The following is a 15,077-nucleotide window of genomic DNA, read 5'->3' on the forward strand; positions in this document are numbered from 1 at the left end:
AGCTCTAAGAGGCAAATGCAACTCAAAGAAGTTTTGTATCTCTTGTAGTGTGAGCAGTGGCTCAAAACAATAAATCTTTGTTTTCTGATCCTTAATTTTAGGAGTTAAAAATGAAAAAATTAGTCAAACTTTCTTTCCTTGCAAGCCTTGTGATGGGAACAGCATCTGTTCAAGCGGCTGAAACATTTGTGACTATCGGAACAGGCGGTCAAACCGGTGTTTATTATGTTGTGGGTCAATCTATTTGCCAATTAGTAAACCGTGATTCAGCAAAAACAGGTTTAAAATGTAACGCTCCTTCAACAGGGGCATCGGTTGCAAACTTAAATGCGATTGCAGCAAAAGAAATGGATATGGGGATTGCACAATCAGACTGGCAATACCACGCCTATAACGGCTCAAGCTCATTTGAAGGTAAGAAAAACGATAAAATTCGTGCCATTTTCTCGCTTCACCCGGAACCGTTTACAGTAATGGCTCGTACCGATTCAGGCATTAAATCGTTCGATGATTTAAAAGCAAAACGTGTAAACGTGGGCGACCCGGGTTCCGGTACTCGTGCAACAATGAACGTGATTTTAGCGGCAAAAGGCTGGACGGATAAAGATTTCAAAGTGGCTTCTGAATTGAAACCGGCAGAAATGGCATCTGTAATGTGTGATAACAACTTAGATGCCATCACTTATAACGTAGGTCACCCGAATGGTGCGTTAAAAGAAGCAGCCGCTTCTTGCGATGCGAAATTAGTGCCGGTAACCGGCCCTGAAATTGATAAATTAGTGGCAGATCACTCATATTATGCCAAAGCTACGATTCCGGGCGGTTTATATAAAGGTTCGGATGAGCCGACAGAAACCTTCGGTGTATATGCAACGTTAGTGACTTCTGCCGATGTGGATGCAGATAAAGTGTACAATGTAACCAAAGCGGTATTTGATAACTTCGACCGTTTCAAACGTTTACATCCGGCGTTTGAACACTTAAAACAAGAAGAGATGATCAAAAACGCCCTTTCTGCTCCGTTACACGAAGGTGCAATTCGTTACTATAAAGAGAAAGGTTGGATTAAGTAATATTTCCTTTCTGTAATTTGATTCAATCAGCACGTTTTTTAGCGTGCTGGTTTTTTGCTTTTTTGAAACTGTTGATAAGTTATCGATTTTCACCTTTAATTGATAACTTATCAACAGTGTTTTCACGAGCAAGCGGTTGTTTTTTGAGGAAATTTGTAAAATTTAATAAGAAAATGACCGCTTGCGTTTTGAGGAGTCTTTATGTCAGTTGAATCTAAGGTTGATTACGATGACCTACAAGATATGGTTGCCTCCAATGACAGTGGGGGGCGAACCCCGTCCGGTCTTGCGAAAAAAGCCATTGTGTATGTCGCCATTCTTTGGTCTGTGTTCCAAATTTATTATGCTTCTCCATTGCCGTTTGTATTCCAAGAATGGCTTACTCACGCAGGCATTAATTTGAATGTGGTGGTGGACGACACCAAAGCCCGTTCTATCCACTTAGCCTTTGCAATGTTCTTGGCGTTCCTATCTTACCCTGCTTTTGCCAGCTCGCCTAAACATCATATTCCTAAAATAGATTGGGTGTTTGCCATCGTAGGAGCTGGGTTAGCGTTGTATTATATTTTCTTCTATGAAGGTTTGGTGAAACGTTTTGGAGCGCCAAATACGCAAGATATTATCGCCGGCTGTTTAGGGATTTTATTGGTGCTGGAAGCGACCCGCCGTAGTCTTGGCTTACCGCTTGTGATTATTGCGATTGTATTCCTGATCTATAACTTCTTCGGGCAATATTTCCCGGCAGATTGGATTGTAAGCCACCGCTCAGGTTCGCTTTCTCAAATTATCAACCAACAATGGATTACCACTGAAGGCGTGTTTGGTGTAGCCCTTGGGGTTTCGACCAAATATGTGTTCCTGTTCGTATTATTTGGGGCGTTGCTCGATAAAGCAGGAGCAGGTAACTACTTTATTAAAACCGCCTTTGCCTATTTAGGGCATTTGCGTGGTGGTCCGGCAAAAGCGGCGGTGGTTTCTTCCGCTTTAACCGGCTTGATTTCAGGCTCTTCGATTGCAAACGTCGTGACGACAGGTACATTCACTATTCCAATGATGAAACGGGTCGGCTTTACCAAAGAAAAAGCCGGTGCGGTGGAAGTTGCCTCATCAGTAAACGGTCAAATTATGCCACCGGTAATGGGGGCTGCAGCGTTCTTGATGATCGAATATGTGAATATGCCGTATAGCCAGCTGATTACTCACGCCTTCTTACCTGCGTTAATTTCGTATATTGCGTTGGTGTATATCGTGCATTTAGAAGCTTGTAAGATGAATTTACAAGGCTTACCAAGAGCCGAAGAGCCAAGCCCGATTTTAGTCTTCTTGCTAAGAACCGTAGCTTCAATTTTAGTGATCGTAGGATTAGCGATTGGCGTTTACTACGGCTTAGGTTGGATTCGTGATGTGGCAGAAGATTATGCGTTTATGATTGTCTGTGCTTTCTTAGGCTTATGGTATCTACTGGCTATTCGCCGTGTGGCAAGCTACCCTGATTTAGAAGCGGACGATCCAAACTCAGAAATTGTTTCTCTACCAAAAAGAAAACCAACCGTAAATGCAGGTTTACATTACCTTATTCCTGTGGTTGTGCTACTTTGGTGCTTAATGGTGGAAATGCTTTCGCCGGGCTTATCCGCATTCTGGGGAACCATTACCTTAATTTTTATTCAATTAACCCAACGCCCGTTACTGAATTTCTTCCGTAAAGAGAGCGTAACCAAAGAGATTATCAAACAAGGTGTTCGAGATGTGGTAGATAGCCTTGAGGCTGGCGGTCGTAATATGACCGGTATCGCCCTCGCTACCGCAACAGCAGGGATTATTGTCGGCGTTGTGGCACTAACGGGCTTTGGGGTTCAGCTTTCAAGTGTGATTGAACTCCTATCAATGGGCAACATTGTGCTAATGTTGATCTTGGTAGCCGTATTCAGCTTAATTTTGGGAATGGGCTTACCGACAACTGCAAACTACATTGTGGTGTCATCATTAATGGCAACGGTTATCATGGAAGTCGGTCGTCAAAACGGGTTAATCGTGCCGTTGATTGCGGTGCATTTATTCGTATTCTATTTTGGGATTATGGCAGATGTGACTCCACCTGTTGGTTTAGCCTCGTTCGCTGCGGCAGCAATTTCAGGCGGTAGCCCGATTAATACCGGTATGGTGGCATTTAAATATAGTTTAAGAACCGTCATTTTACCGTTCTTATTTATTTTTAATACCGATTTATTATTAATTGATCTGCGTTATCCGGGGCACGGCTGGGTTGTGTTTATTACCGCAACTGTTGGGGTTCTCGCCTTTACCTCTGCTACAATGCAATATATTGTGACTAAAAACAAATGGTGGGAAACGGCGTTGCTGGTTGTAGCCGCTTTCGCCTTGTTCCGTCCGGGCTTCTTTATGGACAGAATTTATCCGTCTGAACGTCATATCGAGCCGGTGCAGTTTGAAGAACAGTTGCTTGCAAGCAAAGTAGGTCAAAATGTTACTTTAAAAGTAGAGGGATTAAACCCTTACGGTAAAGAAATTGAGTTCTACGCTCAATTACCTGTACCGGAAGGAGCAACCGGCGAAGAGCGTTTGAAAAACTTAGGCTTAACGCTAATTCAAACCGATGAAAAAATCAAAGTTGATGGCGTAGAAACACCAAAAGTGGTGATTGATATGGTAGAAATGGATTCTCCGGCAGCTAAAGCAGGCTTAAACTGGGATCAAACCATTCACTACATTGCCGTACCGCAAGATGCTCCTTCTAAAGATTGGATCTTCATTCCTGCTCTATTGTTGGTATTTGGTATTGTGGCAAACCAACGCCGTAGAGTGAAAAAACAGTGTGTTATTGCATAGTATTTATATGCTATGTAGGGACGGGTCCTGTGCCCGTCCGCTATTTTAGTTAATATTCGGGCAGGCACAGGACCTGCCCCTACGGAATAAATATGTATAACAAATTACTTATTGCGATTGATTTAGCCGACCTAAAAAGTGCTAAATATGTGGTAGATACGGCATTACAAATGACGGCAAAAAATCCGAATGCGGTTTATCGGGTTGTGTCTATTATTGAGCCGGTGGATAACAGCTTAATTTCTGCATTCTTGCCGAAAAATTTCGATAAAGAAGTGGTGGCTGAAGCAAACCAAAAATTGCACGAATTTACCAAAAACCATTTTCCTGAAGGTTCAAAAGTGCAGCACATTGTGGCGTATGGTACGATTTATGAAGAAATTTGCCGTATTGCCGATGAAAAGTCGGTGGATTTAATTATGATGCTGGCAAGCAGCAAACCAAATGCGAAGGGCTTAAGCTCTAATACGGTTAAAGTGGCTCGCAACACCACCAAGCCAATTTTAGTTTTAAGATAATCCCGCATTCAGTTACAATAGTGCCATTCTGTCGGAATGGCATTTTTATTTATGAAAAAACAATCGTTCAAAGCACTTTCTTCTAGAGCAATAAGTGCAACCATTATTTTACAGGTGTTAGATCAAGGTAAATCACTTTCCACCTTGATTCCTGACGCTCAAAAACAGCTTGAACCAAAAGATTTACCCTTAGTGCAAGAAATCACCTTCGGAGTGTGCCGTGTGCTGCCTCGCTTGGAATCGATCATCAAATTATTAGTTGAAAAACCGCTGAAAGGCAAAACCCGTTTGGTGCATTGCTTACTGTTAGTGGGTTTATACCAACTGCTTTATATGCGAGTGCCGGCACACGCTGCGGTTGATGAGGTAGTGAATGCAACTAAAACGCTAAAACTGGATAGCTTCCGAGCCTTGACTAACGGTGTGCTACGCCGTTTTCTGCGAGAGCAAGAAGAAATCTTAGCGAAGGTAGATAAACATTGGCAAACGCTCCACCCTGAATGGTTGGTCAATAAACTTAAAAAAGCCTATCCGAACTGGCGAGAAATTGTTGAAGCAAACAACCAACGCCCACCAATGTGGATTCGAGTCAATCAACAACATATCAAGACCAATGATTATGCGGCGTTGATTAGCGAGCTGGTTGAGCCTGAATTTGCAAAAAATTCAGAAAATCCGACCGCTTGCGTGCCAAAGTGTGCTTTATTGCTGGAGAGAGCGGTAAATGTGAACCAACTGCCACATTTCGAGCAAGGTTGGGCAACCGTGCAAGATGCTCACGCACAATGGTCAGCGGAGTTGCTCGGGGCAGAAAATGGTGAAACCGTTTTAGATGCCTGTGCCGCACCGGGTGGCAAAACTACCCATATTTTAGAAAAAGCACCGAAAGCAAAGGTTATGGCGTTGGATATTGAAGAGAGCCGTTTAAGCCGAGTGCGTGAAAACTTAGTCCGACTGGGGCAGATTGCACAGGTAATTTGTGGCGATGCTTCCAAACCTGAGGAATGGCTTGAAGAGGGTGTGCTGTTTGACCGCATTTTACTTGATGCCCCTTGTTCCGCAACCGGAGTCATTCGCCGCCACCCTGATATTAAATGGTTGCGTAAAGAGGGTGATATTGCAGAATTAGCCACATTACAGGGTGAGATTCTCAAGGCGTTATGGCAAAGGTTAAAGCCAAACGGCATTTTGTTATATGCCACTTGCTCGGTGTTACCGCAAGAAAATAGCGAGCAAATTCAACGGTTTTTACAAGATACACCGAATGCAAAACAACTTGAAATCGATTTTAACGGCGAAAAAGTGTTAGAAAAACAGTTCTTCCCACAACCAAACGGTGGTGATGGTTTCTTCTACGCAAAACTACAAAAAGTGGCAGAGTAATGAAAGTAATTATTTTAGGGGCAGGACAAGTTGGTTCTACGCTGGCAGAAAATTTGGTGAGTGAAGACAATGATATTGTCTTGGTGGATAATGACCCAACTCGTTTAGACAAGCTCAAAGATAAACACGATTTACAGGTGATTCGGGGCGAATATGCTTCACCTCAAACCTTGCGTGATGCCGGTGCAGGTGATGCTGATCTATTAGTTGCTGTAACTAATAGTGATGAAGTGAATATGATCGCTTGCCAAATTGCTTACACTTTATTTAATGTGCCGACCAAAATTGCCCGTATTTGCAGTGCTGATTATGTGAGAGAACGAGAGCGGTTGTTTAATGATGATGTATTGCCTATTGACCATATTATTGCCCCTGAAATTTTAGTCAAAGAAGATATTTTACGCCTTATTCACTATCCGGGGGCGTTGCAAATTACTCATTTTGCTGATGAGTTAGTCAGTATCGTGAATGTAAAAGCCTATTACGGTGGGCCTTTGGTCGGTTACCCGATTTCAGCCCTGCGTGATCATTTACCGCATATTGATGCTCGGGTCGTGGCAATTTTCCGCCAAGACAAAGCGATTGTGCCACAAGGTTCAACTATTATTGAGGCAGGTGATGAAGTCTTTTTCATCTGTGCAACCCAACATATTCGAGCAGTAATGAGTGAACTACAACGGCTTGATCGCCCACATAAGCGGATTATGATTGTCGGTGGAGGGAGCATCGGCTCTTCGTTAGCTCGGGATTTAGAAGATCAGTATCGGGTAAAAATTATCGAACGCAATCCGGTTCGAGCCGAAAAATTAGCAGAAAAACTATCTAAAACGATGGTGCTTACCGGTGATGCCTCCGATGAAGAGTTGCTGTTTGAGGAGCATATTGAGAATATTGATTTATTCCTTGCCGTCACCAGTGATGATGAAGCGAATATTATGTCCGCCCTGCTGGCAAAACGGCTTGGGGCGAAAAAAGTGATTATTTTAGTGCAACGCCCTGCCTATTTACACCTGATTCAAGGTGGCACTATTGATATTGCCATTTCCCCACAACAAGCTACTATTTCTGCTCTCGCTAGTTACGTTAGAAAAGGCGATATTTTACAAGTTTCTTCACTCAAACTTGGGGTTGCAGGAGCGGTAGAAATTATCGCTCACGGCGATGCAACCACTTCAAAAGTGGTTGGACGACAAATCCGTGAATTAAAACTACCGCAAGGGGCAATTGTTGGGGCGGTGGTGCGAGGCGAAGAAGTTATTATCGCCCACAAATCCACCATGATTGCAGAAAATGACCGTGTGATTATTTTTGTGAACGATAAGAAACAGATCGATGAAATTGAAAAACTGTTCCAACTTGGTGTATTTTTCTTATAAAGCCAAGCTCCGCATTGCTACATGAAACAATGTGCTTTTTGTTTGGTAAATTTTCATGAAAATTTGACCGCTTGTAAAATAAGAAAGCCGCAACGTGATTGCGGCTTTTGTATAAATCGAGCTAATTTTAAATTAACGGAACGGTTGATCTAACGGCACTTCGGCATCAGGTTCACGCGTAATACGGTTACGTAAATCGCGACGAATCACCTCAATGGTCCAGAACCAGAAAATATGACCAACTAATTCAGAAATGTGTTCATATAACGGCCATTCAGCAACCGGTGGTGTTAAACCTAATGCCGGGAAGGTGATGTAGTGAACACAAATATTAGCGATGATACCGGCACCGATACCTTGCCAGAATTTAATTTTTGGGAAGATTTCCGCCACAATGCAGTAACCAATCGCAAAGACTAACGAGAAAATCATATGGGTGACACCAATCCAGTTGAACGCGTGGTCAGCAAAGGTAAATGCTGCTTCAGTTGGATCGATACCAATATAATCACGTAAGAAAACGTGTGGTGGGTTTAAAAATGCACGTGAACATTCTTGTAATGCGATGGTTTTGGCAGCCACTTGGTCTGCTGCGGCATTCATTGCATCTAACACAGGTTGCGGGCAAGCAGCGGTAAACAGATCGATAGGGCTACGAGGTGGGAAAGGATGTTCTGCCCCCCATTTTACGAATGCTGAAATAATACCGGCAATAATCCCGATAAATACAGCTAGCCCATAACGACGGCGGTTTGGATTGGTTTGTTGGAAAATACTCATAATGAAAATCCTAATTTGAGTGATAATTGTGTTGTGTTAATCAAGCCATTTTATGGAATGTGATTTCAAAAAAGGCTAATGGCATTCTGCACTCAATTAATTTAAATTGCAAATTAATTAGCCAAAAAGAGTTAACCATAAATAATTATTAAACATTTACTTAACATTAGAATATTTTTGTTTGCAATTTTGATACAAGGTTAACCTAAAAGAAAACTCCCGCTTATTTTGATAAGTGGGAGTTTTTAGAAGAATCTATACTTTATCATCAAATTGCAGATAAACCACCTGAGTTTGTAGGTATTCCTCTAAGCCGTGCTTACCGTCAGCACCGCCAATACCCGATTTACGCCAACCGGCGTGGTAGCCTTGCATTGCTTCAAAGTTTTCACGGTTTACATAAGTTTCTCCGAATTTTAAGCGGGAAATTACTTTCATCGCTTTATTGATATTTTGCGTGTAAACCGAAGAGGTTAAGCCATATTCACAATCATTGGCTAAGCGAATCGCTTCATCAATGGTATCAAATGTCGCAACCGGAATGACCGGACCAAAAATTTCGTGACGCATAATATCCATAGAGTTATCTACATTGTCGATAATAGTTGGCTCAAAGTAGTAGCCTGTTCCTTCAACCACGTTACCACCTAATACCAGATTACCTCCTTGATGCAGTGCGTGTGTCACCATTTCCTGCACTTTATGCAAGCCTTTTTCATTTACCATCGGCCCCATATCAATGTCTTGTTGTTCTAATGGATTACCATATTTCACCGCTTGCATTTTCTCTACCAATTTTTGGACAAATTGCTCTTTAATTGAACTCTGTACATAAATGCGTTCTGCACAGTTACAAACCTGTCCTGAATTGATGATTCGAGAATTTACTACAGCGGTAGCAGCAAGCTCAAGATCTGCATCGTCTAATACGATAGCCGGTGCTTTTCCGCCCAATTCCAAATTGACTTTAATGATATTCTTGCTGGCGGCTTCCATCACTTTTTGTCCGGCAAACTGGCTACCGGTAAAGGAAACCATACCGATTTTTTCATTGCCTGAAAGTTCCGGCCCGACTTCATTGCCATAGCCGGTGACGACATTAAATACCCCCTTAGGTAAACCGACTTGATGCACGATTTCCGAAAAGAGAATCGCATTATTAGGTGCATCCTCACTCGGTTTAATCACAATAGTATTGCCTGTTACTAATGCCGGAGCCGCTTTACGGGCGATGAGGAAGAACGGGAAATTCCAAGGCAAAATGCCGGTGGTGACGCCAATCGCTTTTTTGTATAGGAAAATATGTTCATTTGGGCGATCACTTTGGATAATTTCTCCTTCATAACGTCTCGCCCATTCTGCCATATAGTCTAAGTAGTCAGCGGTAAAATGTACCTCAACGGTTGCTAAAGACAGAGTTTTACCCATTTCTTCGGAAATAGTGCGAGCAATTTCATCGGCACGCTCGCGAATCCCCACAGCAATTTGACGTAAATATTTTCCTCGTTCAATGGCGGGTAAACGTTCCCAAGCTTCTTGGGCGGCTTCAGCAGCATCGATAGCGATTTTGGCATCATCAGCCCCGCCACGAGGGACTTCGGAGATAGCTTTTTCGGTGGCAGGGTTATAGACTTCTAAAGTGCGACCATCTAACGCAGGCACAAATTCACCATTAATATACATTTTATATTGTTTCACCATGAGTTGCTCCTTTTTTATCCACAGTGGAAGTTGATGACTATCATTCGGTAACTGAACCGCCTTTGCAAACAAATTGTTTTATTTTTGTTAATTTATAGATATAAATGTGAACAAAATCACATTTCTTGGCGATAAACAAGCAACAAAAATGCCCGATTTTTCCATAAAAATGAAAAATCGGGCATTATGACTATCAGTATTTTTTTAACAGAAATTGCAAATTTTTATTAAAAAATCACCGCTTGTCTATTTAACAAAGATAGAACTTAGTATGCGATCCGATATACCTCCAACAGCTCCTCAGCCGTATAATCTCTCGGGTTGCCACCGGTGCAGACATCATTAAAGGCATCGACCGATAATGCCGCTAAATCGGCTTCTTTAACGCCGATTTGATGCAGTTTTGGCGGAATGCCGACATCTTGTGAAAGCTGTTGTGCGGCAGCAATGGCGGCGTTGCGGTACTCTTCTTGGCTCATTTCATCTACGCCTTTTACCCCCATTGCTCGGGCAATTTCACGGTATTTTTCGCCGGTGTAATTTTTATTAAATTCCATCACATACGGCAGTAATACTGCGTTGGCAATGCCGTGTGGGGTGTCGTAATAGGCAGAAAGCGGGTGTGCCATACTGTGAACCGCGCCAAGCCCAACGTTGGAGAAGCCCATTCCAGCCACATATTGTCCCAATGCCATTGCCTCGACATCTTTCGGATTTTTCTCCACTGCACCACGCAATGAACGGCCGATCAGCTCAATCGCTTTAAGGTGTAGAGCATCGGTTAATTCCCACGCCGCTTTGGTAATGTAGCCTTCAATGGCGTGGGTGAGAGCGTCCATACCGGTTGCGGCAGCCAAGCTTTTCGGCATAGATTCCATCATATCTGGATCGACTAACGCCACTGCCGGCACATCGTGAACGTCCACGCACACAAATTTGCGTTTTTTCGCTTCATCGGTAATGACATAGTTAATCGTGACTTCTGCGGCTGTACCTGCGGTAGTTGGAATGGCGATAATCGGCACACATTTTTGGTGGGTTGGGGCGACACCTTCCAATGAAAGTACATCGCTAAACTCAGGGTTATTGATGATAATACCAATCGCTTTGGCACTATCAATCGGTGAGCCGCCACCAATCGCAATTAAATAATCGGCACTGGAGGCTTTGAATTTTGCGACCCCCGCTTTGATCACATCGACTGCCGGGTTGGCTTTGACCTCATCGAAAATCTCATAAGGCAAGCCTGCGGCATCAAGCAAGGCGGTGACTTTTTGGGCAACGTTAAATTTGATCAGGTCTTTGTCTGTTACCACAAGGGCTTTTTTGAAACTCCGGCTGGTCACTTCGTGAACAATATTTTGGATTGCTCCTTTGCCGTGGTAACTGGTTTCATTGAGGATAAGACGATTTGCCATACTATTTTCCTTCTTAAAAGTTAAACAATTCGATTAACTTGCAAGCGGTCAAATTACGTCATTTTTTTGCAAATTTTGATAAAAATTTCACCGCTTGTTGCGATTCTTTTGTTGTGAGTGTGCTTAGGCTAAATATTCAAAATACGTTTGATTTCATCACGGTAGGCTTCGGCATCGCTACCAAAAATAGATTGAATAACTGAGCCTGAGGTCACAACGCCTAACGCACCGACAGATTTAATTTTATCCCATTCCACAATGTCGGTATTTTTCACCTCCACACGTAGGCGGGTAATACAGGCGTAAACATCGACAATATTTTCTCGACCGCCAAGTGCGGCAATCACCACTAAGGCTTTATCGGTAAGGGTATTTGACATATTGGCTTCCTTTCGGCTGAAAGGGTGGGCAACCCCACCCCGTTTAACTTGAATGTTAGTAAAGAACACCTTTCGCTTCTTCGCTATCAATGTTTTCTTTCGTGACATAAACCACCCCGGTATCAATCACTTTTTCGACTTTCTCGCCTTTAATCAGCTTGCCGATGGTGTCCACGCCTTTATAGCCCATTTGGTAGGAAGATTGCACCACGATGCCGTCTAGTGTTCCGTCACGCACGAAGTTTTGTAGGTCGGAGTTTCCATCAAAGCCCACCGCTACAATTTTGCCGGCAAAGCCTTTTTGTTTCACCGCTCGTGCCATTCCTACCGCAGTCGGTTCGTTCGCCCCGAAGATCGCTGCAAGATCAGGGTTAGAACCTAATACGTCTTCGGTTTGGTTTAACGCTTTGGTCATATCCGAATCGGAGTAGTACGGGCCGACCAGTTTGTAATCGGCTTTTGCTTTGATTTCGTCAATAAAACCACCGGTACGCTCAATCGCTGATGCTGCCCCTTGGGTAAAGCTCATCACTGCCACTTTGCCGCCTTTGACTTTGGCAAGCAGTTTTTCCGCTGCTAATTTACCTGCTGCACGGTTGTCGGTGGCAAGGAAAGATTGGTAGTATTTGCCGTCACTGTTGATGCCGGAATCGATAAGCACCACCGGAATGCCACTCTCATAAGCTTTTTTCACCGCCGGCACTAATGCTACCGGGTCTGAGGCAGCCAGTACGATGCCTGCCACGCCACGGTTTACGGCGTTGTCCACCATATTCACTTGGGCGTCAATCGCTGTTTCGGCTTCCGGCCCTTGGAAGGTGACTTTGTATTGTCCTCCAATATCTTTGCCGGCAGTTTCAGCCCCTTTACGCACGTTTTGCCAGAAGGTAGAGTTGGCAGATTTCACAATCACAGCGATTTCATCAGATTTTGCCATTGCACTGCCTGCAAATAAGGTCGATAAACCAAAGAGGGTCGCAGTAAATAATGCTGATTTTTTCATTTTAATTCTCCTTTAAGAGTGGATTATTTTTTACCGGCTTTTTTGGATTGGCGGAGCTGGTCGAGAGAGACCGCCACGATAATCACAAGCCCGATGACAATCATTTGAACAAATGAAGAAACGCCATTCATATTCAAACCATTACGGAGTACCCCGATAATGAATGACCCGATGAGTGTGCCGGGGATAGTACCCACACCGCCCATAAGCGATGTGCCGCCCACCACAGCACTGGCAATCGCATCCAGCTCGTAAGAGACCCCACCGTTTGGCTGGGCGGTGACGAGGCGGGAGGCAAGGATAACGCCAGTTAAACCAGAGAGTAAGCCACTGGCAACATAGGCATAGATTTTGACAATATTGGTTTTAATGCCGGATAAGCGTGCGGCTTCTTCGTTAGAACCAATTGCGTAAAGATAGCGTCCGACTTTCAGTTTAGAGAGAGCGAAAGTGAATAGTACGGTAATAAAGATCATAATAATCACAGGGTAAGGAATACCTGCAAATACCACTTTCGGCAAGCCGTTTGCCCCTTCTTCCACAATTTTAAATAATGCTCCGTTACCGAGATTGGCAAAGGATTCAGGCATTCCGGAAACTGGTGCGGCATTGGTAACATACAATGCTAAACCACGGGCAACCATCATCATACCGAGGGTAGCAATAAACGGAGGCAATTTCATTCTGGTGACTAAAATGCCGTTGATTAAGCCACAAATACCGCCGACCAAAATCCCTAAAATCATTCCTAGTGGTACGGGTACACCGGCATTTACAATCATTGCAGCTGCCACACCGGAGAGTGCAACTACTGAACCGGTACTTAAATCAATTCCACCGGTTAAGATCACACAGGTTGCCCCAATACCAATTAACGCAATGGTAGAGGTTTGTAGCCCTACTGTCATAATGTTATTGGAGGTAAAGAAGTATTCATTGGTTACGCTGAAAAAGATGATTAATAGTACTAAGCCAGCCAATGCAGCCATTTTTCTTAACATTTCTTTTTGTTTTTCATTCATTTTTCCACCCCATATTCACGAGCAAACATATTTTTAACACCAGTTGCATAATGCATAATTTCTTCTTGGTTGGTTTTTTTAGTCTCGAGCATACCTGTCATTCTACCTTCACGCATTACAATGATGCGGTCGGAAACTCCCAAGACTTCAGGCAATTCGGAAGAGATCACGATAACACCCACGCCATTGGCAGCAAGCTCATCGAGCAGTTGATAGATAGCATATTTTGCTCCGACATCAATTCCCCGAGTCGGCTCATCAAAAATCATCACTTTTGCTTCACGGAATAACCATTTACCAATTACCACTTTTTGTTGGTTACCACCACTTAAGTTTTGAACTTTCTGCTCAATCGTTGGGGTTTTGATTTCCATTTTGTCGATGAAAGTTTTTGAGGCTTTTTCTTCTTCATCGTAAGAAATCACACCTATTTGATTGGCAACTTTATCCATAGATGCCATCGTGATATTCTCACGAATCGACATTCTTACTGCAACACCATTGAGCTTACGGTCTTCCGACAAATAGGCTATACCGGCTTTAATTGCATCACTCGGATCTTTAATGCTGACTTTGTTCTCGTGCACAAAAATCTCACCGCTATCAAGTGGGTCTGCTCCGAAGATGGCTCGAGCCAGTTCAGTACGTTTTGCTCCAACCAAGCCGGTAATGCCCAGAATTTCTCCTTTGCGTAAGTCAAAGTTCAATGGTTCAAACACTCCCTTACGTTCAGCATTCATAATCGAGAGGATAATGTCGTTTGTCACCACAGCGGTTTTTGGTGGGAAATGGTTATCCAATGAACGCCCAACCATTTTGGTAATGATCTCATCCATCGTGATTTCATTGAATTTATGGTTAGATACATAGGTGCCATCACGGAAAATCGTAATATGGTTACAGATACGTTTTAATTCTTCCATTCGGTGAGAAATATAGACAATGCTCACCCCTTTGGCACGCAGTCTATCGACCAATTCAAATAATTTATCGATCTCTTTTTCGGTAAGAGCGGAGGTCGGCTCGTCCATAATCAGTACTTCCACATCAAATGAAAGGGCTTTGGCAATTTCTACCATCTGTTGTTTGGCTACCGACAACATTCTCACTTCATCGTTTGGATCAACATCAATCTCAAAGAAATTCAGCAATTTAGCCGATTCTTCCACCATTTTGTCTTTATCCACTAAACCGTGTTTGAGTGGCTCACGGGCGAAGAAAATATTCTCTGCCACCGTTAAATGGGGAATGAGGTTCAGTTCTTGGAAAATCATACTAATGCCCGCTTTTTGTGCCTCTAATACCGACTCAAAGCGAACAGGCTGACCTTTATATATGATTTCACCTTCATCGGCTTGATATACGCCCAGCAAGCATTTCATCAAGGTGGATTTACCTGCACCGTTTTCGCCCATTAATGCGTGAACTTCGCCCTTACGCAGCGTAAGCTCAACACCTTTTAACGCATTGACCCCCGCAAAGGATTTACTGATGTTTTTCATCGTGAGTATTACTTCATTTTGCATACTGCACTCCGTTTGTAAAAATTTTAAGAAATATCACCGCTTGTATG

12 protein-coding genes are annotated in these 15,077 nt (G+C 43.2%); 5 read left to right on the plus strand and 7 right to left on the minus strand.

Annotation, left to right across the window (positions count from 1 at the left end):
• Positions 1–110: 110 nt before the first annotated feature.
• From EDC41_RS04550 to trkA, 5 genes are all read left to right on the plus strand, one after another.
• Positions 111–1,073 (plus strand): TAXI family TRAP transporter solute-binding subunit, encoded by a 963-nt coding sequence (locus EDC41_RS04550; protein WP_006249392.1) that lies wholly within the window; start codon positions 111–113, stop codon positions 1,071–1,073.
• A 201-nt stretch (positions 1,074–1,274) separates the two neighbouring features.
• Positions 1,275–3,923 (plus strand): TRAP transporter permease, encoded by a 2,649-nt coding sequence (locus EDC41_RS04555; protein ID WP_006249394.1) that lies wholly within the window; start codon positions 1,275–1,277, stop codon positions 3,921–3,923.
• A gap of 92 nt (positions 3,924–4,015) precedes the next feature.
• Positions 4,016–4,441: a universal stress protein gene (locus EDC41_RS04560; protein WP_006249395.1), complete on the plus strand. Its 426-nt coding sequence runs from the start codon at positions 4,016–4,018 to the stop codon at positions 4,439–4,441.
• 36 nt (positions 4,442–4,477) lie between these two features.
• Positions 4,478–5,824: a 16S rRNA (cytosine(967)-C(5))-methyltransferase RsmB gene (gene rsmB, locus EDC41_RS04565; RefSeq protein ID WP_006249396.1), complete on the plus strand. Its 1,347-nt coding sequence runs from the start codon at positions 4,478–4,480 to the stop codon at positions 5,822–5,824.
• Positions 5,824–7,200 (plus strand): Trk system potassium transporter TrkA, encoded by a 1,377-nt coding sequence (trkA, locus tag EDC41_RS04570; protein ID WP_006251373.1) that lies wholly within the window; start codon positions 5,824–5,826, stop codon positions 7,198–7,200. The genes rsmB and trkA overlap by 1 nt, the downstream gene beginning before the upstream one ends.
• 132 nt (positions 7,201–7,332) lie before the next feature.
• Here the strand turns inward: trkA and EDC41_RS04575 are convergent, their stop codons facing one another.
• The 7 genes from EDC41_RS04575 to EDC41_RS04605 form a co-directional block, all read right to left on the minus strand.
• Positions 7,333–7,980, minus strand: coding sequence for a YagU family protein (locus EDC41_RS04575; protein ID WP_006249399.1), 648 nt, complete (start codon positions 7,978–7,980; stop codon positions 7,333–7,335).
• 255 nt (positions 7,981–8,235) lie between these two features.
• Positions 8,236–9,681 carry an aldehyde dehydrogenase gene (gene aldA / locus EDC41_RS04580; protein WP_115262464.1) on the minus strand — a complete coding sequence of 482 codons (1,446 nt, stop codon included), beginning with the start codon at positions 9,679–9,681 and terminating at the stop codon, positions 8,236–8,238.
• A 266-nt stretch (positions 9,682–9,947) separates the two neighbouring features.
• Complete coding sequence (gene fucO / locus EDC41_RS04585) at positions 9,948–11,099, minus strand: lactaldehyde reductase (protein ID WP_115262463.1); 1,152 nt, start codon at positions 11,097–11,099, stop codon at positions 9,948–9,950.
• Positions 11,100–11,227: 128 nt separating this feature from the next.
• Positions 11,228–11,479: a PTS sugar transporter subunit IIB gene (locus tag EDC41_RS04590; protein ID WP_006251370.1), complete on the minus strand. Its 252-nt coding sequence runs from the start codon at positions 11,477–11,479 to the stop codon at positions 11,228–11,230.
• A gap of 55 nt (positions 11,480–11,534) precedes the next feature.
• Positions 11,535–12,482 (minus strand): ABC transporter substrate-binding protein, encoded by a 948-nt coding sequence (locus EDC41_RS04595; RefSeq protein WP_006249403.1) that lies wholly within the window; start codon positions 12,480–12,482, stop codon positions 11,535–11,537.
• Between the two features lie 23 nt (positions 12,483–12,505).
• Entirely contained in the window at positions 12,506–13,504 is a 999-nt protein-coding gene (locus EDC41_RS04600) for an ABC transporter permease (RefSeq protein ID WP_006249404.1), read from the minus strand.
• On the minus strand, positions 13,501–15,030 hold the full coding sequence (locus EDC41_RS04605) for a sugar ABC transporter ATP-binding protein (RefSeq protein WP_006249405.1): 1,530 nt from the start codon (positions 15,028–15,030) through the stop codon (positions 13,501–13,503). Before EDC41_RS04605 ends, EDC41_RS04600 begins: the two co-directional genes overlap by 4 nt.
• Positions 15,031–15,077: the final 47 nt, after the last annotated feature.

This window comes from Mannheimia haemolytica, assembly GCF_004342115.1.
Lineage (GTDB): Bacteria > Pseudomonadota > Gammaproteobacteria > Enterobacterales > Pasteurellaceae > Mannheimia > Mannheimia haemolytica.

What these genes read in the sequence shown, in the direction of transcription:
- EDC41_RS04550 (WP_006249392.1), top strand. Translation starts at nt 111, where the DNA reads ATGAAAAAATTAGTCAAACTTTCTTTCCTTGCAAGCCTTGTGATGGGA.
- EDC41_RS04555 (WP_006249394.1), top strand. Translation starts at nt 1,275, where the DNA reads ATGTCAGTTGAATCTAAGGTTGATTACGATGACCTACAAGATATGGTT.
- EDC41_RS04560 (WP_006249395.1), top strand. Translation starts at nt 4,016, where the DNA reads ATGTATAACAAATTACTTATTGCGATTGATTTAGCCGACCTAAAAAGT.
- rsmB (WP_006249396.1), top strand. Translation starts at nt 4,478, where the DNA reads ATGGCATTTTTATTTATGAAAAAACAATCGTTCAAAGCACTTTCTTCT.
- trkA (WP_006251373.1), top strand. Translation starts at nt 5,824, where the DNA reads ATGAAAGTAATTATTTTAGGGGCAGGACAAGTTGGTTCTACGCTGGCA.
- EDC41_RS04575 (WP_006249399.1), bottom strand. Translation starts at nt 7,980, where the DNA reads ATGAGTATTTTCCAACAAACCAATCCAAACCGCCGTCGTTATGGGCTA.
- aldA (WP_115262464.1), bottom strand. Translation starts at nt 9,681, where the DNA reads ATGGTGAAACAATATAAAATGTATATTAATGGTGAATTTGTGCCTGCG.
- fucO (WP_115262463.1), bottom strand. Translation starts at nt 11,099, where the DNA reads ATGGCAAATCGTCTTATCCTCAATGAAACCAGTTACCACGGCAAAGGA.
- EDC41_RS04590 (WP_006251370.1), bottom strand. Translation starts at nt 11,479, where the DNA reads ATGTCAAATACCCTTACCGATAAAGCCTTAGTGGTGATTGCCGCACTT.
- EDC41_RS04595 (WP_006249403.1), bottom strand. Translation starts at nt 12,482, where the DNA reads ATGAAAAAATCAGCATTATTTACTGCGACCCTCTTTGGTTTATCGACC.
- EDC41_RS04600 (WP_006249404.1), bottom strand. Translation starts at nt 13,504, where the DNA reads ATGAATGAAAAACAAAAAGAAATGTTAAGAAAAATGGCTGCATTGGCT.
- EDC41_RS04605 (WP_006249405.1), bottom strand. Translation starts at nt 15,030, where the DNA reads ATGCAAAATGAAGTAATACTCACGATGAAAAACATCAGTAAATCCTTT.